Source organism: Micromonospora tulbaghiae (assembly GCF_900091605.1).
GTDB lineage: Bacteria > Actinomycetota > Actinomycetes > Mycobacteriales > Micromonosporaceae > Micromonospora > Micromonospora tulbaghiae.
The window spans coordinates 825,582-846,440 of the sequence record NZ_FMCQ01000001.1 but is presented as its reverse complement, the minus strand read 5'-3'; the positions used below and the strand labels follow the sequence as shown (position 1 = coordinate 846,440).

The following is a 20,859-nucleotide window of genomic DNA, read 5'->3' as shown; positions in this document are numbered from 1 at the left end:
GAGCGCTCTCTCGGCTGTTCCTACCTCATCACCGTCGATACCGCCAGAGCCCGCCGGTTCCGGAACCGGCGGGCTCTGGGTCGGGCTGTGCTCAGGCGCGCTCGGCGCGCTGCTTCACCAGGTCGTCGACGAGCTTCTCGACGTAGTCGGCGGTCTCCTCCCAGCGGGTGACCGCGACGGAGCGGATGCCCATCGCCTTGACCGGGTAGTCGTTGCCGCCCACGTCCAGGCGGTCACCCACGAAGAGCACGTTGTCGGTCTTCAGGTCCAGGTGTTCCAGCAGCTTCCGCATGCCGTACGCCTTGTCCACGCCCTTGCGGGTGACGTCGATCGAGGTCGAACCGCCGCCGCGGACCTCCAGGTCGGGCAGCTTCGCCGCGACCGCGTCCCGCAGTCGCCGCTTCTTGTCGCCGTCCGGGTCCCAGCCGTACTTCTCGGCCGGCGGGGCGGACTGCCCGAGCGCGGAGAACGTGATCTGGCTGCCCCGGTCCTCGATGATGTCGCCCCAGGTCTTCGCCTCCCACAGACCCAGCGCCTGTGCCGACTCGGTCAGCGCGGCGACGACACGGGCCTTGTCGGCCTCGGTCAGATCCTCGGCGTAGACCTGCCGCCAGTCCCCGTCGGACCAGCGGTAGTAGCGGGTGCCGCAGGTCGGCATCAGGTGCAGCCGGTCGCGCTGCTCCTCGGTGAGGTCGAGGTGGGCGAGCACCTGCGACTGGAACTGCTCGAACCGGCCACCGGAGATGACCAGTACGTCCACCTCGGTGAGCAGGTGGCCGAGCAACTCCGCCATCCGACGATCGATCTGGGACTTGGAAATCGCCAGGGTGTCGTCGAGATCGAACGCCACCACTCGAAGATCGTTCACGAATACCTCATGTCGTCGCGGACAGGCCAGGACCTGCCAGGGTACCGACGAGTTCTGGCACCGGCCTGAGGGCCCGGCGGGTGACACGTTCCCTCGACGGAGCGTAACGCGGCAGGTCTCCGGGCGGCCCCGCTTCCCGCTCTCGGCGTCACCGCTCCCCCCGTTGACGGGATTGTCGACCGTCGATAGCCTTCGGCCGACAATTACTTTCATCGATGAAGGAGCGCCGGTGAGATTCTTACGCATGCGCGGAGGGCTCGTCACTCTCGCCGCCACCGCCCTGGTAGCGACCGCGACGGCGGTGGCGCCCGCCGGGGCCGCACCCGCCGGTGACCTGTCCACGCTGGCCAGCTCGTCCACCTTCCCGCTCGCCGACCCGGACACCCTGCTGGCGAAGGACGGCTCGTACGTCACCTACGGCACCACGGTCGGCGCCGGGACCGGCGCGCGCTGCGGCGCCACCGGCAGGCTGTACGTACCGGTCCTCGTCCACGGCTCCGGCAACAGCGTCGGCATGGCCGACTGCGCCTCGCACGACGCCCTGCCGTCCGGCCCGGGCGCCTGGGCCGAGCCGGGCGGCGCGATCTGGGCACCGGGCGTCGCGCGCTTCGGCAGCCGGTTCTTCATGTTCTACACCGCCTCCCGCAAGGGCACCGGCCAGAAGTGCATCGGCCGCGCCATCTCCGACAGCGCCCGCGGCCCCTTCCAGAACCAGGGCGAATGGGCCTGCCCGGACGCCGGCCGGTGGGCGCTCGACGCCAACCCCTTCGTGGCCGGCGGGAACCTGTACGTCACCTACCGGGACGACGCCATCGCCTCCGGCGCCGAGACCGGCATCTCCACCGTCCGCACCGACGGCGAGGGCCGCGCGATCTGGGACACCCGCCGGGACATGCTCAAGAGCACCGACATCACCTGGGACACCGCCAAGACCAGCGGCGGTACGCACGTGGTCGAGAACCCGTCGATGTGGAAGGCCGCCGACGGCGACTGGTATCTGATGTACTCGGGCAACAACTGGGACAGCGCGCGCTACGCCACCGGCATCGCCCGCTGCGGCGCCACTCCCCTGCCCGGCTCCCGCTGCACCCCCATCCGCGAGGGCGTGTCCCGGCCCTTCTTCGGATTCACCGGCAGCGCCGGACTCAACCCGATCCGCGGCCTGCCCGGCAACCACCAGGGCCCCGGCGGGATGGACGTCTTCGCCGCCGCCGACGGCAGCGAGCGCGTGGTGTGGCACTGGTGGAACGGCTCCACCCGCTTCCCGATGACCGGCGTCCTGACCCGCCCGTCCACCGGCTTCCTCGTCTCGTAGCCGGCGCGCCTGACGACACGCCTGCTCACCATGCGCTTCGACGTGGTCACGCTCGGTTGAACTGCTTCACGGAAAATTGCATTTGGCAAGAGATGGCACCGAAATTTTCTCGATGCGATGCATCTGCTTGTCAGGTACCCGACAGTGAAATGCCCACTCTTGTGCTAGCTGTCCGCCGGGAGGATGCTCGAACCGTCGAACGGTAACGCGCCGCCTCACACAGAGGGCGGCGCCCGGCTGCCACCGGACGCCGCATTCGACTCCACCGCTGCAACGGAAGGAGTCACGTTGACTGTAATCCCTCACGGGTCAGACTTCGAGACACCAGAGGACGAGGACGAAACCGTTGCCGAGCCGACCGACCGGCACCGGCTCATCCTGGCGTACATCAAGACGCTCAGTCCGATCATCGCCGCCGTCGTCGCCTGCATCGGGACGCTGGTGGCAGCGCTGGTCCGCTGACCCGCCGGCCCCGCGCTCCGGCTCCGGCCGGACGCGGGGCCGTCCCGTCCGGAAAGGCCTGGCCAGACGCGGGGCCGTCCCGCGCTGAAAGGTCTGGCACACTGCGGCGATGCCGACGTTTGAACGACTCTTCGCCGAACATGTCGGCACCGGCCTGGCCCGCCAACTGGCGCTGGCCGACCTGCTCGGCGAACGTGACTGGCAACTCGACCTGCCCGACGGCACAGCGACGTTCGGGAACGACCTGCGGTACCGCATCCAGCTCCTCGGCACCGAGAGCCACGACGACGGCACCTGGCTGTGGGCCTGGGCCAACGAGGCCAGCAACCTCCCGCCGGCGCTGCTCCATCTCGCCGGCTGGGTCCGCGAGTACGGACACCGCCAGGGCGTCGCCGAACTCACCGCGCCCACGTTCCCGCTCCAGCGCGCCGACGGACACCGCCTCGCCCTGCTGGCGTCCGGCCTGACCGGCCGCTGCTACTACCGCGGACCGTACGACGGCGGCGCGGTCTTCTTCCACCTCGACGACGCCCCGCCACAGATCACCGCGCCGGTCCGGCCGGAGCGGGTGCTGACCGTACTGACGCAGGTGCTTCAGTCCTTCCCGGTGGAGCACCGCGTCGCCGTCGAGTCGTTCCTGCACCAGCAGGGGTGGCGGTTGGATCGGGCGCCCATGTCGGTGACGGCACAGGATCGTGGCGGCTCGGTCTTGCGTGTCGACTTCGACGCGATGGGCCGGGTCAGCAACCTGTCGGGAACGGTCAGCCCGTAGGCGGGATCTGGTGCCAGCTACAAGCCAAGCGCTTCCGCGGTTCCACCGGACGTGAGCCGCGCGGGCTTGAGGTTCGTTCGCCCGCTGCATCCGCCAGATCTTGCACGCGAGGGGCACGAGCTGGATGGCGGACGTAGAGCGGGGTCAGGCGCTCAATCGGAAGCTCTGCCACCCCTTCACCGGGCTGATAGCGGGCCCGTTCTACATTCCGTGGCAGAGGGAACATCACGTCCTTCAGTTGTGGACGCGCCATCGCGTCCCGGGTATGGAGGAGCGATGCCGCCGCAAGAGGTGCAGCCGCCGTTTGTCGCGCTGGGAGCGATGCCGATGAGGGTGTTGCTACAGGCGTATTCAGCGGCGGTCCGGCGTGGGGCGAGCAGCGTCGGCACCCTCGACCTGCTGTGTCGGGTGGCGCTGTACGCCAAGTCGGTCCCGCCGTGGCTGCTTGCGGGTTCAAACGGTGCGAACCTCACGCGGATGGTTGCCGATCCGCGCCGCATTCCAGCCAGGCGAACAGTCAGAGAGCTGGTGTCCGAGCCGGTCAGCGAGTTCGACCAGGAAGTGCGAGCGACTCTGCGCGAGGTCGAGTGGAGAATTCACCGCCAGCCGGACAGGAGGCTCAGAAAGTCTGACGTGCAGGACGCGGGCCCTCGCCCACGATGGACGCCAGGCGTTCGTATGGCCCTGGCCGGCGCGCTGTACGTCGCGCGCGACAACCGTGTACCGTTCGCCGGCCTGTCCCATCTCGTGCTCGGCATGCTGCAGCTGCCTGACTGCGACGGGACCCAATACGTTTTCCCCTATGAGTACGCGCGGCTGTCGGCCATTGACCGGTTGCGCACCGAGCCGACGCTGCGCAGGACAGACGAGTCCTATCCGGACCTCGACGACGAGAGGTCGGCGATCCGGCCGGGTTCTGGGTCGCTACTCGGCCGAGTCGCGGGACGGATTCTCGCGCGCGCGTCTCGACTCAGCCGCCTCGGCCCGATCCTCGTGGGGGTCGACGTCGAGGCGAGACGCCAAGCAGTCCGGCTCGGCCATGACGTGATCGGCCCACTGCACATCCTGCTCGCGATGCTCACCCATGACGCCACGCTCGCAGCGGCCCGACTCCGGGTGCCGGCCACTCACTCCAGCCGAAACCGAGGTGCGGGCGTCCTACGCACCCACGGTGTCGATGCCGACCGCCTCCGTGCGCTGGCCGCATCCGGAGGCGGGCCCGAGGAGCCACCGGCCGAGGTGCTCACCAAGCAACTGAGCAGTCAGCGCCCAGGCGACCCGTTCACGGGCACCGACGTCGTCACCGCGATGGCACGGGCCATGGAGATCTCGCTTGCCTACCGGCACCCCGACACGGGTACCAGTCACCTCTTGCTTGCGCTGATCGAGGACGATGCCGGCGACGGCGCCGCCATTCTGCGCGACCTCAACGTCAACCCGGAGGCGGTACGAGCGCGGGTCGAGCAAGACCTTCGTGCTGCACCTGCGGCTTGGCAGTCACCGGCCGGCCAGTGACACCAGCGTCGGCTGGTCGACGTGACGCCTCGCGATTGCGGGCCACGTACGCGAGACGGGTCGCGGACTCGCATGGCGTCCTGGTGGCTGCCCGCCGGCTCGGGCACGCCAACGCCAGCGTGACGACTCGCCACTACGCCCGCGCCGTCGACGGTCGGGACGCTGAGGTCGCCCAGCACCTGGACGCGAGCCGAGCGAAGGTGGCGAGGCGATCGGGCACGCGGCGGGCACGCAAGCTCGGAAAGGCGGAACAGCGGTGATCAAGGCTCTGACCTGGTGCCCCCGGCAGGATTCGAACCTGCGACACACGGTTTAGGAAACCGATGCTCTATCCCCTGAGCTACGAGGGCGCGAGGGCACAGTCTAGCGACCTGGGGGGTCGCCTGAGGTGGCAGGGAGTGGCCCACGTTCACCGGACCGCCGTTCTCCCAGCCCAGGAACACAGCCCGAGCACACGAAACCCGGTTTGCGACCCGCGATCCCCGCAGTGACCCGCGTTGGCGCCGGTTGACCTGGGTTGGCCGTGACCGTACGTGCCCCGACCGTCAGGGCGGCGGCGGTGCGGCACTCGGCTCGTGCTGGGCCGGCTCCACACCGAGATGGCCGGCCTTTTGCCGATCATAGATTTTCGCGATGGCGTGGTGAGCGCATGAAACGCCGAACGGCGGCCCACTGAACCAGTTGGGCCGCCGTTCAGAAAATCTGGATCAGAGCGGGCGGATGTTCTCCGCCTGCGGGCCCTTCTGGCCCTGGGTGACGTCGAACTCCACCTTCTGGTTCTCGTCGAGGCTGCGGAAGCCGCTCGCCGAGATCGCGGAGAAGTGGGCGAAGACGTCGGCGCCGCCGTCGTCCGGGCTGATGAAGCCGAAGCCCTTGTCGGCGTTGAACCACTTCACGGTACCTGTAGTCATGTCTGCTCCTTCGCAGGCTGTTAGAGACCGCACTGTGCGGACCCTTACGCCGCCGCGTTGATCACCCGCGTCGAAACGACACGAAAACGAAAAGCGCCTGAATGGGTTTCAGATGTCCCACCAGGCGCCGGAAAACGTCTACGGAAATCAAAACTGCAACTCGGCTACCGTAGCACATGATCCGCCGCCGATCCGATGGCGGTGGGTGGACCTGGCCATTGAGCTCGACTTCCTCACCGTCCTCGACGGGCTGCCCGGACCGAGGCGGGAACCCAGACGTTCGCCTGAGGGACCGGCCCGCTCCTCGCTCACCGGCGACCTCGGACGAAAAGTGGGGCTGATCAGTCCTGTCGCCGCGGCCCCGGCTACTCCTTCTCGTTCTGCCGGAGCGCTTCCTCGAGTTGGTCTTCGAGAATGATGATCCGGCAGGCGGCCTCCAGGGCGGTGCCGCCGTCGACCATCTCGCGGGCCCGGGCGGCCAGGCGCAGCTGGTAGCGGGAGTAGCGGCGGTGCCCGCCGCTGGAGCGGTGCGGGTTGATCAATTTCGCCTCGTCCAGGCGACGCAGAAAGTCCTGCGTGGTGCCGAGCATCTCCGCGGCCTGCCCGATGGTGTAGGCCGGGTAGTTCTCATCGCCGAACATGTCTTCGGGGTTTAGCCCCATGTCACCTCCACGTCGAGGGCCCCGGCGCACAAGCGCCGGGGCCCAGGGTTACGGGTCAGAACACCATCTACCGACCGGAACGTCGGCTTGTCGTATCCGCACCAGCCGTCATTGACGGCTTCGGGCGCGAGGATCGCATATGCGTGACCGGAGACCACCTCTCGTTCGATGGAAACTGCGGTGTCCGCCCGGCCTGACATGACGGCCGACGGCGGGCGATCCAACGGTGTATGGCCCTCCCTTTCCTCTGCTACTTCTTTCCCTTGCTGTCGTACGGTCTGCCGGCGCCGGAGCCCACGCGACTTCACAGCCCCGACACGTGCGGCGAACATCAGCTGGAGCCCTGAAAGAGCCTTGGCCCCACCTGCACCCCGGCGTATGTCACGCCGGGACTGACGTGCTCTTACTGCTCTCGGGAGGAACGGTGAAGCATGTTCCTCTCCTAGCCGCCCGTCGTGTCCTCACGGCCGGACGGTCCGTCTGCGTCTTGACGGATCTTTCCTCTCGACTCGAAGAAGAGTATGCCACAGCCCGGAAGATGTCTAGTCGTTCCAACCTAGATTTCTTGGCCGACGGTCATCAGGATGACTGGTCCGCCGAGTCGCAGGGCGCGAGCCGTGGCGACGACGACCCGATGCGATGCCACCTACCGGCCCATGAAGGCCGCCGCACGGTCGACGACGTACCCGGGCCCGCGTTGGTCGCGTCCACCGCCCACGACGCAGCTCTCCGGAGGCCCTCGCCGGCGGGTACGGCCCCACGCACTCGCTCCCGGACACGTGGTGGTGCCGGCCACGGTGGTTCTCGGCTTCTCGATCTCGCAGAACTGATCTGCCTCCGGGTCAGCCACTGGCTGCGCCGGACCGTGAGCGCGAGCGAGCGCAGGTGGCGGGGCCGCTCCGCGGCTAGGCTTGGCCGTCATGACGACTCTCGGTGTGGTGTTCCGGCCCCAGAATCCACCCGAACGCCTCCGCTCGGTCGCACGCGCCGCCGACGAAGCCGGCCTCGACCAGTTGTGGCTCTGGGAGGACTGTTTCCTCGAAAGCGGCATCGCCACCGCCGCCGCGGCCCTGGCCTGGACCGACCGGCTGGCGGTGGGCATCGGGCTGATGCCGGTGCCGTTCCGCAACGTCGCGGCACTCGCCATGGAGGCCGCCACGCTGCACCGGCTCTTCCCCGACCGGGTGCTGCTCACCGTGGGCCACGGCGTCCAGGACTGGATGGAGCAGGTCGGCGCGCGGGTGGGTTCGCCGCTGACGCTGCTGCGCGAGCACGTCGAGGCGTTGAAGGCGCTGCTGGCCGGCGAGACGGTCACGACGTCGGGTCGGTACGTCAAGCTCGACAAGGTCAAGCTGGACTACCCGCCGCTGGGCCCGGCCCGGATCTACGCCGGCGCGACCGGGCCGAAGACGCGTGCTCTCGCCTGCGAGGTCGCCGACGGGATCCTGCTGACCGCCGGCACGCCTCCGCAGGAGGTGGCCGCCGTCAGGTCGACGGCCAAGGCCGTCACCGTGTACGTCCATGCGGCGACCGGCCCCGACGCCGAGGCACGCATGGCACGCGAGCTGGAGTCCTGGGACGAGTCGGACGGCTGGGACGCCACAGCGGCCGGCGACGCAGCCGCCGTCGCCGCTGTCGTGAACCGCTACCGGGACGCCGGAGCCGACGCCGTGATCCTGCAGCCCACCGCTGACGAACCCGACCTCGAGGGCTTCGTCCGGTTCACCGCACAGCAGGTCGGTCCACTGGTGCGGTAGCCGGCCGATGTCGCTCCGGGCAAGGCCTGCCCGCAGCGTCCGGCGGGGCAGGCCTTGCGGGCGGCGGTGGTCAGCTCACCGCGCTCGGGCTGCCGTCGAGCGTGGGGTAGTCGATGTAGCCGCGGGCGTCGCCGCCGTAGAAGGTGGCCGGATCGGGTGTGTTGTAGGGCCCGGCGGCGGCGAGCCGGGCGGGCAGGTCCGGGTTGGCGAGGAACAGGCCGCCGAAGCTGATCAGGTCGGCGGTGCCCTCCTCGATCAGCGCGAGCTGCTCGGGGCCGGTGACCGTTCCGGGCGTGAACGGGTTGAGGATCAGCGGGCCGTCCCACCGGCGGCGCAGCTCACGGGTGAGGTCGCGGTCGTCGGCCTCGGCGATGTGCAGGTAGGCCGGGCCGAGCGGGTCGAGAGTGTCGGCCAGCGCGGTGTAGGTGTGCCGGTGTTCGTCCTCGGTGATGTCGTTGAACGGGTTGGCGGGAGAGATCCTCAGTCCGGTCCGGTGGGCGCCGATCACGTCGGCGACCGCGCGGACGACTTCGACGGTCAGCCGGATTCGGCCGGTGACCGTGCCGCCCCAGCGGTCGCTGCGCTGGTTGGCGTTGGTGGAGAGGAACTGGTGCAGCAGGTAGCCGTTGGCGCCGTGCACCTCCACGCCGTCGAACCCGGCGGCAACGGCGTTGCGGGCAGCGGCGGCGAAATCGCCGATGGTCGTGAGGATCTCCGCGTCGGTCAGCTCGCGGGGGGTGACGAAGTCCTGTGGACCCTGCGCGGTGAACACCTTTCCGGCGGCGGCGACCGGTGACGCACCGACCGGGACGAGGCCCTCGGGCAGCAGGCTGGGGTGACCGATCCGGCCGGTGTGCATGAGCTGGGCGAAGATGACCCCGCCCTGGGCGTGGACGGCGCCGGTGACCTGACGCCACGCCGCGACCTGTTCGGCACTGTGCAGGCCCGGCGTACTGGGGTAGCCCTGGCCGATCACCGAGGGCTGGATGCCCTCGGTGATGATCAGGCCGGCGGAGGCGCGCTGGGCGTAGTAGGTGGCGGTGTCGGCGGTCGGCGCGGCGCCCGGGCCGTAGGCGCGGCTGCGGGTCATCGGCGCCATCGCGATCCGGTTGCTCAGCTTGGTGCCGGCGAGGCTGACGGGTTCGAATGCCGTCGTCATCGTGATCTGTCCTCCGTACAGGGGGTGGGTTGTGGCAGACGCCCCGCGAAGGGGGCGGGTGACTCAGGGAATGAGGACGGTCTTGCCGGCCAGCCGACCGGCCTCGGACTCGTCGTGCACGGCGGCCAGCTCGCGCAGGGCCCGCCGCTGGCCGACGTCGATGCGCAGGTCACCGGCGTCGACGCGGGCCACCAGCTGGGCGAGTTGGGCGGCGTCGCTGCGGACGAACACCCGTACCGTGCGGATGCCGCGTCCGGGCTGCTCCGGGCCCGGAGCGGTGGTGCTCACGAAGGCGCCGCCGTCGGCGACCAGATCCACGAGCTCGACGCCCTGTTCGGGAGTGACGGGCGCCAGGTTCAGCACCACGTCGAACCGTTCGCCCGCCACGACGTCGGTGAGCGCGGTGGTGGTGTGGTCGACGATCCGGTCGGCACCGTAGGAGAGCAGCCGGTCGCGGCTGCGCGCGCTGGCGGTTGCGGTCACCTCGGCACCGGCCTGCTTGGCCAACTGGACGGCGTATCCGCCGACCGCGCCACCCGCACCGTTGACGACGATGCGCTGCCCGCTGGTCAGGCCGGCGTGTTCGAACAGCGACTGCCAGGCCGTCAGGCCGGCGGAGGGCAGGGCCGCGGCGTCGGCCAGTTCGCCGGTACGCGGCGCGGCGGCAAGCGCATCGGCGGGGACGACCGCGTACTCGGCGGCCGCTCCCGGAGCGGCCATCGGCAGAAACGCCAGGACCGCGTCACCGACGTTCCAGTTGCCGGCGCCCTTGCCTACCTCGGTGATGGTTCCGGCGACGTCGAAGTTCGGCGTGTGGGGGAAGGTCAGCGGGAAGACGTCCCGCAGGTAGCCGGCGCGGATCGCCACGTCCACCGGGTTGAACGAGGTGCCGGCCACCTGGACGACCACCTCTCCGGCTCCCGCCACCGGCCGTTCGGTGTCCTCATAGGTGAGCACGTCGCTGCCGCCGTGGGAGTGGTAGCGCACTGCCTTCATGATGTCCTCCTCGGGTGATCGCTTCGAACTCGAAGCATGACTCGACTCTAGGTCGCTTCGAGTTCGAAGCAAAGCCGGACGAGGCGTGACACCACTCACAATGCTGCGAGTTCGAAGCAGGTAAGGTGCGCACATGACATCCACCCGCACGGCGGGGGACGGCAGCGACGACGGGGTGCCGCCGCTGCACCCCGAACAGCTGCAGACCTACTTCGCGCTCCTGGAGGCCGTCAGCCTGCTGCAACACCACGTCGAGCAGCAGCTACGCACCGAGGGCGGCATCAGCTACGTGCAGTTCCAACTGCTGGCCAACCTCGCGCGGTCCGAGACGCCGCTGACCATGACCCAGCTCGCCGACGGCGTGGTCTACAGCCGCAGCGGGCTGACATATCAGGCCGGACTGCTGGAGAAGGCCGGCCTGATCACTCGCAGCAGCTCTCCCGGCGACGAACGAGCCACCCTCGTCGCCCTGACCGACGCGGGCGCCGCCCTGTTCCGCCGGATCCTGCCCGGCCACATCGAGGTGTCGCGGCTGCTGCTGTTCAACCCGCTCTCCGACGACGACGTGCGCCACCTCGGCGACATCATGACCCGGGTACGCGACCACATGCGCGCGCTGCCGCCCCGCTCGGCCGCACCACGCAAGCGCCGCCCCAGGTCCACGCCGGACACACCGGCCCAGGCCGACTGACCCGCTCCGCCGTCAGCCCGCAAAGGCAGTGCAGTCCCCGCCGCTTCCCTCGGCGCTACGCCGACGTCGCTGACCCGGGCACGGACCCGAACCTCCGGGTCAGGTGGCGCTGGTGCGGGCGGGCTGCCGATCGATGTCGGGTTCGAGGTAGATGGCCGTGGCGGTGGGCAGCGCCCGGCGGATCCGCGCCTCGGCGTCGTCGATGGTGGCGGCGACGTCGGCTCCCCGGTCGGAGGTGCTGATGGCGATCTTCGCCGCGACCAGGAGTTCCTCCGGCCCGAGGTGCAGGGTGCGCAGGTGGATGACCCGGTCGACGCCGGGGGTGGAGACCAGTTCGGTGTGGATCGCGGTGACCTCTTCGGGCAGGGCCGCCTCGCCGATGAGCAGGCTCTTGGTCTCGACGGCGAGGACGACGGCGATGACGACCAGCAGGACGCCGATGCACAGGGTGCCGATGCCGTCGAAGAGGGCGTTCCCGGTGAGCACGCTCAGGCCCACGCCGGACAGGGCGAACAGCAGGCCGAGCAGGGCGCCGGCGTCCTCCAGCAGGATCACCGGCAGTTCCGGGGCGCGGGCGTGGCGGACGAAGGAGACCCAGCTGCGCTTGCCGCGTACCTTGTTCGCCTCCTTCACCGCGGTCCGCAGGGCGAAGCCCTCCAGGGCGATCGCGATCAGCAGGACGGCGACGGCGATCAGCGGCGAGGACAGCTCGTGCGGGTCGCTGATCTTGTGGTAGCCCTCGTAGAGGGCGTACAACCCGCCGAGGGTGAACAGGATGATCGCGACGATGAACGAGTAGACGTAGCGCTCGCGGGCGTAGCCGAACGGGTGCAGCGCGGTCGGGGCGCGGCGGGCGCGCTTGCCGCCGACCAGCAGCAGGGCCTGGTTCGTGGAGTCCGCCACCGAGTGCACGCCCTCGGCAAGCATCGACGCCGACCCGGTGATGCCGGCGGCCACGAACTTGCTCACCGCGATACCCAGGTTCGCGACCAGCGCCGTCACCACGGCCTTGGTGCTGCCCTCCGCCGCCATCGGCTGTTTCCCCTCGTCGTACGTCGCGGTGTGGGTGGTTCGTGTGCCAGCGTCCCGGCGGGCCGCCGACACAGGTGCCGACGAGCCCTTGCCCGGAAGCGTCCGGAACCAACCACACCGGCTGGAGCCGACGTCCGGCGGCCCGGAGGAGTCTCCCGGGCCGCCGGCGGTGGTGCTACTTGGTGCCGGTCTGGGCGACCAGGGCGTTGGCGGTGCGGAAGTACGGGTCACGGGCGGGCACCGCTCACGCCTCCTCGTCGCCGCCCTCGTCGTCGCCGAAGTGGTCGAAGACCTCGTCGGCGACCATGCCCCCGGCGAAGCCCAGGGCGGCACCACCGACCACGCCCGCGGCGACCGCACCCATGCCCGGGCCGCCGTGATGCTCCCGGTGGTGCTCCTTGTGGTGCCCGCCGAGGTGGCCGTACGCGGCGTTCCCGTATCCGGGGTAGCCGTCGAGGGCCTGGCGGACCCAGTTGTCGACCTGCGCGGCCCAGTCGACGCGATCGGCGTGGTAGCGGCCGTACGAGTCGTGGCCTCCGGCGAACAGGCCGCCGCGCTTGTCGAACTCCAGCACCACGTCGACGCCGTGCTCGTTCGCGACGAATGTCAGCTCGACCTCGTTGACGCCGTGGGCGTACTGCGGGGCGGCGTAGTACTCGACCTCCTGGTAGAACGGCAGGCTCTGATGCAGCCCGGAGATGTGCCCGCGTTCCAGGTCCGCGCCCTTGAACCCGAAGCCGAGCCGGCCGAACGCCTCGAGGATGCGCTCCTGCACCGGCAGCGGGTGCACGTACACCGGGTCCAGGTCGCCCTTGTCGACCGCGCCGCGGATCGCCACCTCGGTGCGCAGGCCCGTCGTCATGCCGTGCAGATGCTGCCCGTCACGCGAATCCCTTGTGTCGCAACGGGATCAACGACGTCCATAATGGAGGCCGTCAACCCGGGAAGCTACCAACACCACCTGGGAAGTAGCTGAGTGCGTTCACGGGGTGACTCTCAGGCACGAGTGTTGAGGAAGGTCCTCATTCACCCGGCCGTTTGCCGAATCGCCACCAGCGCCGGCCACTGGCCGTCGAGGCGATCGGCTCGTGTCCGTCGCGCTCAGACGTGTCGCGCGGAGCCGCCTGAGTGGGTAGCCGTTGCGCATACCGGTACATGACTCCGGACTGCTCCTTGATCACCGCCAGTACGTCCTCCTTGTCGGTCAGCACATGCAGGCCGAACGGCGACGGCGGCATCGGGTGCAGCGCCTGACGTCCTCCGGTCGGGCTGAAGTCGACCCATGTGACTCGGCCGTGGTCGAGCAGTCTGACCCAGTCGTCCTCGGTCGCCTCGTCGGCCGGGAACCTCATCGCAGCCAGGAAGACGAAGTGTTGGCTGACGACCTGCACTCCGCGGGCGTGTAGTGCACGTGAGGTTCGGCCCGCCGCGTCGAGCAGCGGCTCGACGATGTCGGCCATCGAGAAGTACTCGATCTTCACCTTTGGCAGCGCGACTTCGGTGATGGTGCCCGCAACGCGCAGTACGCCGTGTTTCTGCAACGGATTGGTCGCCGAGAGGACTTCGACTGCTATGCGGCTCGGCTGGCCGCTCGCCACGTCGAGCTCGACGGAATCCAACAGCTGATCGAGCTCCAGAGCAACCTCGTTGCGCCGCTTCGTCACCCGCCTGGGCACGACACCGTCGTCCGGAACGAAGACGAGATGGACGAGCCCGACCGCCGTTCCGCCCCGATGAAGCTCGTCCATGCAGGCGGCATCCGTCTGCTGCCGACCGGTCAGGCGTTGGATCGGTGTGCGCTGGTCCACGGCCACGATCTCGGAGCCGTCGTACATCACCGCTTCCAGCATGGGCTTCTTCGCCGCCCCCGCATTCCGGGCGGCTGGGGTTCGCACATCCGCCGGCACCGGGTCGGGAGCCGGTACGACACTTGGCCGCCGTTCGACTACGGGTACCGACGCGGTGGCGCGCGGCGACTCGACGACCGGCCCCGGTCGCTCTCGAGCCGACGCCGGCCCCGCAGCCGAAGCCGAGGCCGGGGACGGCTCGGGACCGAGCGCCGAAGGGGTCAGGTAACCCTCTTCGATCAGAGCGCCGACCCGATCGAGGAACGTTGACTCGTTCAGGGCGATCTGCGGCTGCTCGTCGTACATCTCGATGAGTGTGTTGACAGTGCTCGCGACTCTTCCGGCGGCGGTCGGCGAGCTGCCGTTGCGGGAGTCCCGTACGCCGGTGCCGAAGATCCGCGCCCACAGACGTCTGCTGGGTGGCAGATCACGCAGGCTGTCGAAGACGTTGCGGAGCTTCTCCCGGTCGTCGGACACCACAACCAACCCGATGACGCCCCGCGGCGCGAAGAAGTGGCCTGCCGGCATCGCTGCCTCGACCACAGTCCTCACGAAGGCGCGGTCCCACTCCGGTGTGAGCTTGAAACGGGGAGCGAGCCGCACCGTGACCAGGTCGTAGAGTACGGGGTCGGCATCGATCTGCGCCTGCACCTGCCGGCACAGTTCGTCGGCGGGCAGCGGCAGCGGACCGACGGGAACGATCACCACCAGGAAGCCGGCCCAGTCCTCCTCCGCGGGCCAGTACGGGGTCATGCCGACGGAGCTCATGACGGGCGCTTGGCCGACGGGGGCAGGTTCAGCGCGGCAGCGACCCTCGCTGCCGCCGAACGTCGACCCGTGACGGTGGCCCGGGCCGACGGCGCGCCCGATCCGGTGGCCTGTGCAGGCTGGCCGTTGCCGGGCCAGAGGAGGCCACTGCCCTTGCCGGTGCTCCGGGGCGGCTGGACAGACATCTGTCTCACCTTCTGCTTCCACGCTTCGACCTGGTCAGTGGCGAGTTCGAGCATCACCGCTTCGACCTCGTCATGGACCGCCTCAGCAATCCGCTTCTTGCGCTTCTCCAGATCCTTGTCGATGTACTCCTGCCGTCCTGCTGCCTTGACGACCTCCTTGGTGTCGAGTTCGTCGATCTGGTCATAGGCACTGGGTGGACCGAGAATGGACAGCGACTTGATCGCGACAGGCAGTAGCTCGATCATGAAGAACAGTGCGGCTACCAGCAGATGAGCCAGCTTTGCCCAGCCGTTCTCGTCCCCCAGGTGAGCCAACGCGACCAGGCGTGCCAGCAGCCCGGTGTTGTCGGCGGCTTCCTTGTTGCTCGTGTCCAAGTCACTCTGGATCGCAGCTTGAAGGATGTCGCGCTGCTGGCGCAGGCCCGGAAGCACTCGTTTGGCCTCGTCCTGCGCCTCGGAGACCGTCCGACTGCTGTCCTGGCGCAACTCCGCCCGGGCCTTCTCCAGGGCTGCGAGCTTCGTCTGGACGAGCTTCCGGGCCGCTGTCGCGTCCTTCTCCTTGCGGTCGTACTCCCGCCGCAGCGCACTGGCGCGCGGGCCGTCGCCCCGTTTGCCGCTGCCGGCTTCACAGAGCTCGCCGTCGAGTTCGCACCGCCAGGCAGCCCACGCCTTCTCTGCGCTCGCCTGTTTCGTCTGGTAGTCGGTCGTAGCCTGCTTGTGCTCCGCCTCGGCGGCGGCCAGGACGGGTGAGCTGACTGCGACCTCGCCGGCGAGGTATCGCTCGTACTTCGTGATCTCCCCTTTGAGATCCGCCAGTTCCTTCTGGCGGTTTCCCTCGGCCAGTACGATCGACGCACCCTCCGCCTTCCTGATGTTGTCGAGGGTCATCTGCTGTTCGATCTCGTCGGCGAAGATGCGCAGCGTCAGCGGAGTCGAGATGACCAGGCCGAGCAGAGCCGCCATGAGAATCCGCGGCAGGACCATCCAGAAAAGCAACCACTTGCTGCCGGTCGGCTTCAGACTGAGGATCAGCGCACGGTCGACGACCAGGATGATCACGCCCCAGAAGATGCCGATGAGCACCGCGCCGGCCACACCGACGCGCAGCCCGTCGGTCATCGCGAAGGCCATCGACACCACGGCCAGGCCGGCAGTGGCGAGCAGCACGAGTCCCAGCGCCACGAAGCGGGCCTGGTCCTTGGCCACGCCGCCTCGGCTGATCTGCTTGGCGCGGGCGAGCACGCCCGGGTCGGCACCGCCGAGGCGAGCCAGAAATGTGCTGGATCTCTGCATCTGTATCAGTCCTTCAAGGTCTTCACGGGGGAGGGAAAGCGTTGGCAGAGGCCTTCTGCTTGGAATCCGCACGAAGCTTCTGTGCTGTGCGCCGCAGCATTTCGCGGATCGCGGCGTCGACCCCGACGTCGGCGGCGCGGTAGGCGCTCCCGATCACGTCCCGTAGCTGCTTCGATGTATGCGCCTCAGGCACAGCCGGCGCGAGGTCAACCGGCGGCACCTGCGGCCAGTGCAACGGTGGCAGCGGAACGACGTCCGCCGCGGGCAGTGGATACGGCGGAAGCTCTGCGTGTGTACGAGGCAGCCGCATCACGGGCAGGTCCGGCAGCACGACTGCCGGCGGGTTGACCGAGACCTGCACCGGTGGCATCTCGTAGTAGTGCAGCCGGCCCGCCGGTCCTTCGTCCTCGCCGTGGTCGTTGACGACTGCGACCCGGATCTCGCACGCCGTAGGAGGCTTGATCGGATAGCCGTTCGGGTAGCCGTCGGGGTCGAGATCCCCGACGGAGAAGTTGTTGACATCGCTGAATATGCGGACCGATTTCCCGCCCTTGTGCTGCCAGCGGACGAAGACCTCGGAACCACGCAGCGTCACGTCGGTGCTGAGCGCCGCGGACAGCAGTGTCGGTGGGTCAGCGAGATCGAGCACCCGGCCGACGAGGTATTCCTTGATCTCCTGCGCGGTCGGCCGCTGGGCACGGTCTTCGCTGAGCGCGCGGTTGAGCAGGTCGATGCCGATCTGGTCGAGCAGGCCCGCGGGCACGAGCGGGCTGGCCGGGTCGTCCAGCTGGGTTGAGCCGCGCCCGGTGGCGAGGCCCCGGATCACGCACAGTGCGAGTTTGTAGACGTCGGTGAGCTGGTCCTGCAGCTTCTGCTGCTTCTTCCGCACCTCCGGTGGCACGAAGAACGGTGTGTGCGGCTGGATCCGGTTGGCGTCGGCGGCGTCGGCCACCCCGTCGCAGTCCATCAGCAGGATGCGTGGCGGATCGGTGGCCACGGCGGCGTTGCGCAGGTTCATGTCGCCGTAGACGAGATGCCGGCCACCGCGTGGCCGGTGAATCACTTCGATCGCGTACGCGAGGCGGGCCATCAACGCCAGGCGGACCAGGTCCTTGTCGGCCGGCGCGCGGCTCTTGTCGAAGCCGTTTGCCTTGGCCTGGCTCGGGTCGGCGCCGAGCAACTGGAACTCGAAGACCCGGCGTCCGCCATTGGCGTCGATGAAGAAGTCGTCGGGGAGGCACCGCATGAGCATGCCCACGTCGGTGCCCCTCTCATGAACCATGGCCAGCGGCCACACGGTGAGGAGGTCGAGTTCGGCCTGCTCCGCCGGGCTCATCGCGTCACGCAGCGCAACAGCCTGCCGCATCGTGCTGAGCATCGGTCCACGGTTCTTCGCGTCGACGGACGGCAACAGCTCCTTGAACGCGAGCCTGCCCGGCACCTCAGGAATGTGGTCACCGACGAGATACACCTGTGCCATCCCGCCCTGGCCGAGCGGCTTGAGTGTGCCCAACCGGCGTTTGTCGATGCGGATCACGGCCGGCTCGCCTCGAACCAGACACCGACGACGGTGCGGTCGTCCATGTGGCCTTTCCGCGCGAAGCCGACCTGCTGAGCGAAGGTGAAGACGTCGGGGGCGGTGGCCCACCAGCCGGCGAGGGTCTCACGCACCTGCACGGAGCCCTCGAGCGGGACGCCGACGCCATCGGTCATGAGGAAGATCGGTCCGTCGCCGAGGAGGTGCTCGGCCGTCCTGAGCCGGGGATCCGCGTGCGGCAGTGCCCTGACCCGGCCGGAGTGCAAGCCGTTGTCGTCATCGCCGGCGGCCGGATCGTGCGTCAGATTCCGCCACCGGCCGTCGGCCAGTAACCAGGCCGACGAGTCGTCGGTCCAGGCGACGGAGACGTGCCGTGCGTCCGGATCGAGACATATCGCCGCAGCCACGAGGGTTGTCGCCATCCGGACGCCATCAGGGACGTGATCGAGGTGCGGACGGCTCCCTGCCGTCGCCACGAAGTCCTTGAGACGCTCGTTGACCTCGGTCACGGCGATCTGCCAGTCACCGTGACGGAGGTAGGCGCGAGGTACGTCGGCCGCCGCGAACCCGGCCGCCTCCTGCGACAGGGGGAACTGCCCGACGCCGTCGCAGACGGTAACGACCAGCGTCATCGTGGGCGGGTCGAAGACCACGGAGAAGCGGTCCTGCCGCGGCTGATTGCGATAGCGGTGCAGGATTCCTCGTACGCTGGCGGCACGGACCTGTGCGCCTGGCACTCGACACTCGCTCAGCTCATGATCGGCCGAGTCCGGGAAGCGTGTGGGCGGGCCGGGTTCCAGCTGGGTGGCGGCACGGCCCGGATCGCCGATCACGTACGGCTTCGCCCCGGGCGTCTCGGTGCGCCGCCACACGTCAGTCGACAAAGCTGCCCTCCAGTTCCGGCGACGCGTCGGTGGCCGGCGGGGTGTACTGGAACGTCCCGACAGTGCCGCTCAGGCTGGAGGAGAGCACCGAGGTGCCGATCATTCCGGAGATGGCCTTGAGCAGGCTCGGGACCGATGCGCCCTGCTTCGCCAGGAAGTAGCGTCCCTTCTTCTCACCGAAGTTGGGGTAGGCGAGGGCCTTCATCGACTCCTCCGTCGCGCTTCGGAATCCGAACGGCGTGACGTACGGGTAGCGGGGGTTCCCCTGCTTCGTGACCGGGTCGTACCCGAGCAGCTGCTGAAAGACCTGCAGGTGGTCCCTGCTCGTCGGCTCGCCGTCGGTGAGGAAGAAGATGCACGGACGGAAGACCCTCTTGCCTTCGCTCTTCAGCCGGACCCGATCGGCCTCGAATGCCCGGTGGAACTCCTGAAAGGCAGCTGTGTAGTTGGTCAGGCCACCACAGTTCAGGGTCTGCAGTTCCATCGCGCTCGGGAAGTTGAGGGGCATCACGGTGCGGGCGGCGTCGTCGAACGCGATGACACTGAGCATCGCCAGGTCGTCGGCGACGGGGTCCTTCATGATCTCCTGGCGCAGACCGGTGACTCCTGCGTTCAGATCGGCCATGTCGCCGCACATGGATCCGGACACGTCACAGACGATGTAGAAGGGCATCACTACCTGCCCCTCGGTGGCCCGCTCGGACATGGCTTCTCCTCCGATGGTCTTGGGGGACGGCGGAATCCCGCCTGCTCCTCCCTGACGGACAGCCCGCCCCTCAGCGGATGAGGCTGCCCTTCATGCCGCCGACAGAGTCCTTCGCGGGCGGCATGTACTGGGGTTTGCCACTGCCGGTACTCAGCGCTGAGCCGACGATCGAGGTGGCGATCGCGCCGGCGATCGCGCTCAGGATCTCCGAGACCACGGCGCCCTCCCGGGCCAGGAAGTAGCGGCCACGCTTCTCGCCGAAGTCCGGATACGTCAGGGTCTGCATGGTCTCCGCCGTTGCCTCGCGGAAGCCGAAGGCGGTCACATACGGATACCGCGGGTTGCCCTGCTTGGTGACCACGTCATAGCGCAGCAGCGACGCGAAGACCTGCGCGTAATCGCCGTCGGTCGGCTCACCGTCGGTGAGGAAGAACACGCACGGACGGAAGATCCGTTTCCCTTCGCTCTTCAAGCGGATCCGATCCGCTTCGAAGGCCCGGTGAAACTCGCGGAAGGCCGGTCCGAAGTTGGTGAGACCCCCGGATACGAGGGTCGGCGGCTCCACCTGGCTGGGGAAGCTCAGCGGTACGACTGTATGAGCCGTGTCAGCGAAGGCGATGACGCTCATCATCGCCAGGTCGTCGACCACCGGGTCGCGCATGATGGCCTGACGCAGTTGGGCAAGGCCCGCGTTCAGTGCCGGCATGTCGGCCCACATCGAACCCGACACGTCGCAGAGGACGTAGAAGGGCATCACGACCTGCCCTTCGACCGCCTGAGACATCTCCCTCCTCCCCACCGCCGCATCAGCTCCTGAAGTCGCGACGAAACTCGTTGACCTGAACACCGAGCGATCGGCCGACCTGCTCAACACTGGAACCCTCGGTGAGGCCGATCTGTTTGAGCACCAGCAACTGGAGGATGCGCTGTTCCTCGACCGACTGCTGGGACCGGTTGTGGAAGCAGGTGTAGAAGATCGTCCCGCGACCACAGCGAACCGAAACCATGATCGGGAGATCGGCGTACTCGCCCGGGTTGGCCGACCGGATGATGGCGTGGCCCTGGCAGTGGCGCAGGACCTTCCAGCTGCCCATGTCGAACCTGATCCTGATCATGCGACCGGATATCTCGCGCAGTTCCCGATCGACAACGAGGGCGTCTATCTCGCCAGTCCTACCGCCGCGTCCGGCGAAGACGAAGAGCTCCGGGAACGCGAGCCCCAACAAGTCGCCGGCGAGGTCGGACGCGTAAAGACAGCCACCGGCGTCGACGAATTCGGCCAGCTTGCGGGGATCCACCGCGTCGGGGGTGCCGCAGTTGACGAACAAGAGTGAACAGTCGTACGAGCCCGAAAAGCTCTGGTATCCGACGCCCATCGACTTCAACACCCGCCCGATGTCGTCGTAGCCGGGGGAGGTCACGTAGATCCTGCGGCGCACTTCAGCCATGGCATAGCTCCAAATGAGGGCCGGCAGGCGGCGTCGGCGTCGGACCTGACA

At 68.6% G+C, this 20,859-nt stretch carries 19 protein-coding genes, 1 tRNA gene and 1 pseudogene; 6 read left to right on the top strand and 15 right to left on the bottom strand.

What is annotated here, in order from left to right; all coding sequences use genetic code 11:
• Positions 1-91: 91 nt before the first annotated feature.
• Complete coding sequence (locus tag GA0070562_RS04105) at positions 92-868, bottom strand: HAD-IIB family hydrolase (RefSeq protein ID WP_091414991.1); 777 nt, start codon at positions 866-868, stop codon at positions 92-94.
• 229 nt (positions 869-1,097) lie between these two features.
• On the opposite strand from GA0070562_RS04105, the gene GA0070562_RS04100 reads away from it, so the two are divergent.
• The 4 genes from GA0070562_RS04100 (at position 1,098) to GA0070562_RS04090 (ending at position 4,932) form a co-directional block, all read left to right on the top strand.
• The gene (locus GA0070562_RS04100; RefSeq protein WP_254663719.1) at positions 1,098-2,183 is read left to right on the top strand and encodes a family 43 glycosylhydrolase; all 1,086 of its coding nucleotides are present in this window, start codon (positions 1,098-1,100) and stop codon (positions 2,181-2,183) included.
• Between the two features lie 288 nt (positions 2,184-2,471).
• A complete protein-coding gene (locus GA0070562_RS30180; protein WP_013283846.1) occupies positions 2,472-2,645 on the top strand; it encodes a hypothetical protein in 174 nt (57 codons plus the stop codon).
• Positions 2,646-2,754: 109 nt separating this feature from the next.
• Entirely contained in the window at positions 2,755-3,417 is a 663-nt protein-coding gene (locus GA0070562_RS04095; protein WP_091414982.1) for a DUF6882 domain-containing protein, read from the top strand.
• 276 nt (positions 3,418-3,693) lie between these two features.
• Positions 3,694-4,932: a Clp protease N-terminal domain-containing protein gene (locus tag GA0070562_RS04090; RefSeq protein WP_091414979.1), complete on the top strand. Its 1,239-nt coding sequence runs from the start codon at positions 3,694-3,696 to the stop codon at positions 4,930-4,932.
• Between the two features lie 274 nt (positions 4,933-5,206).
• Here GA0070562_RS04090 and GA0070562_RS04085 read toward each other — a convergent pair.
• The 3 genes from GA0070562_RS04085 to GA0070562_RS04075 form a co-directional block, all read right to left on the bottom strand.
• A tRNA-Arg gene (locus GA0070562_RS04085) sits at positions 5,207-5,282 on the bottom strand.
• 357 nt (positions 5,283-5,639) lie between these two features.
• Complete coding sequence (gene cspE, locus GA0070562_RS04080) at positions 5,640-5,843, bottom strand: transcription antiterminator/RNA stability regulator CspE (protein WP_043326981.1); 204 nt, start codon at positions 5,841-5,843, stop codon at positions 5,640-5,642.
• 365 nt (positions 5,844-6,208) lie between these two features.
• Positions 6,209-6,505 carry a helix-turn-helix domain-containing protein gene (locus GA0070562_RS04075; protein ID WP_091414976.1) on the bottom strand — a complete coding sequence of 99 codons (297 nt, stop codon included), beginning with the start codon at positions 6,503-6,505 and terminating at the stop codon, positions 6,209-6,211.
• A 920-nt stretch (positions 6,506-7,425) separates the two neighbouring features.
• Between GA0070562_RS04075 and GA0070562_RS04070 the strand changes: the two genes are divergently transcribed.
• On the top strand, positions 7,426-8,262 hold the full coding sequence (locus GA0070562_RS04070; RefSeq protein WP_091414972.1) for an LLM class flavin-dependent oxidoreductase: 837 nt from the start codon (positions 7,426-7,428) through the stop codon (positions 8,260-8,262).
• Positions 8,263-8,332: 70 nt separating this feature from the next.
• On the opposite strand, the gene GA0070562_RS04065 is transcribed toward GA0070562_RS04070, so the two are convergent.
• Positions 8,333-9,421 (bottom strand): alkene reductase, encoded by a 1,089-nt coding sequence (locus tag GA0070562_RS04065; protein WP_091414969.1) that lies wholly within the window; start codon positions 9,419-9,421, stop codon positions 8,333-8,335.
• Positions 9,422-9,484: 63 nt separating this feature from the next.
• Positions 9,485-10,417 (bottom strand): NADP-dependent oxidoreductase, encoded by a 933-nt coding sequence (locus GA0070562_RS04060; protein WP_091414965.1) that lies wholly within the window; start codon positions 10,415-10,417, stop codon positions 9,485-9,487.
• 133 nt (positions 10,418-10,550) lie between these two features.
• Between GA0070562_RS04060 and GA0070562_RS04055 the strand changes: the two genes are divergently transcribed.
• Positions 10,551-11,108: a MarR family winged helix-turn-helix transcriptional regulator gene (locus tag GA0070562_RS04055; protein ID WP_091414961.1), complete on the top strand. Its 558-nt coding sequence runs from the start codon at positions 10,551-10,553 to the stop codon at positions 11,106-11,108.
• Between the two features lie 99 nt (positions 11,109-11,207).
• On the opposite strand, the gene GA0070562_RS04050 is transcribed toward GA0070562_RS04055, so the two are convergent.
• The 9 genes and pseudogenes from GA0070562_RS04050 to GA0070562_RS04010 all read right to left on the bottom strand — a co-directional run bounded on the left by GA0070562_RS04050 (position 11,208) and on the right by GA0070562_RS04010 (position 20,808).
• Complete coding sequence (locus tag GA0070562_RS04050; protein WP_091414957.1) at positions 11,208-12,140, bottom strand: cation diffusion facilitator family transporter; 933 nt, start codon at positions 12,138-12,140, stop codon at positions 11,208-11,210.
• Between the two features lie 244 nt (positions 12,141-12,384).
• Positions 12,385-13,020, bottom strand: a pseudogene (locus GA0070562_RS04045) (sporulation protein); the annotation flags it as partial.
• 142 nt (positions 13,021-13,162) lie between these two features.
• Positions 13,163-14,740 (bottom strand): hypothetical protein, encoded by a 1,578-nt coding sequence (locus GA0070562_RS04040; RefSeq protein WP_139135424.1) that lies wholly within the window; start codon positions 14,738-14,740, stop codon positions 13,163-13,165.
• 11 nt (positions 14,741-14,751) lie between these two features.
• Positions 14,752-16,233, bottom strand: coding sequence for a DUF4407 domain-containing protein (locus tag GA0070562_RS04035; protein WP_091414950.1), 1,482 nt, complete (start codon positions 16,231-16,233; stop codon positions 14,752-14,754).
• A gap of 22 nt (positions 16,234-16,255) precedes the next feature.
• On the bottom strand, positions 16,256-17,770 hold the full coding sequence (locus GA0070562_RS04030) for a protein kinase family protein (RefSeq protein WP_091414947.1): 1,515 nt from the start codon (positions 17,768-17,770) through the stop codon (positions 16,256-16,258).
• Positions 17,767-18,654 (bottom strand): protein phosphatase 2C domain-containing protein, encoded by an 888-nt coding sequence (locus GA0070562_RS04025; protein WP_175438604.1) that lies wholly within the window; start codon positions 18,652-18,654, stop codon positions 17,767-17,769. Before GA0070562_RS04025 ends, GA0070562_RS04030 begins: the two co-directional genes overlap by 4 nt.
• On the bottom strand, positions 18,644-19,360 hold the full coding sequence (locus tag GA0070562_RS04020; protein WP_091414941.1) for a vWA domain-containing protein: 717 nt from the start codon (positions 19,358-19,360) through the stop codon (positions 18,644-18,646). Before GA0070562_RS04020 ends, GA0070562_RS04025 begins: the two co-directional genes overlap by 11 nt.
• Before the next feature lie 70 nt (positions 19,361-19,430).
• Entirely contained in the window at positions 19,431-20,144 is a 714-nt protein-coding gene (locus GA0070562_RS04015; RefSeq protein ID WP_139135423.1) for a vWA domain-containing protein, read from the bottom strand.
• A 22-nt stretch (positions 20,145-20,166) separates the two neighbouring features.
• Entirely contained in the window at positions 20,167-20,808 is a 642-nt protein-coding gene (locus tag GA0070562_RS04010; RefSeq protein ID WP_091414937.1) for a hypothetical protein, read from the bottom strand.
• Positions 20,809-20,859 lie beyond the last annotated feature (51 nt).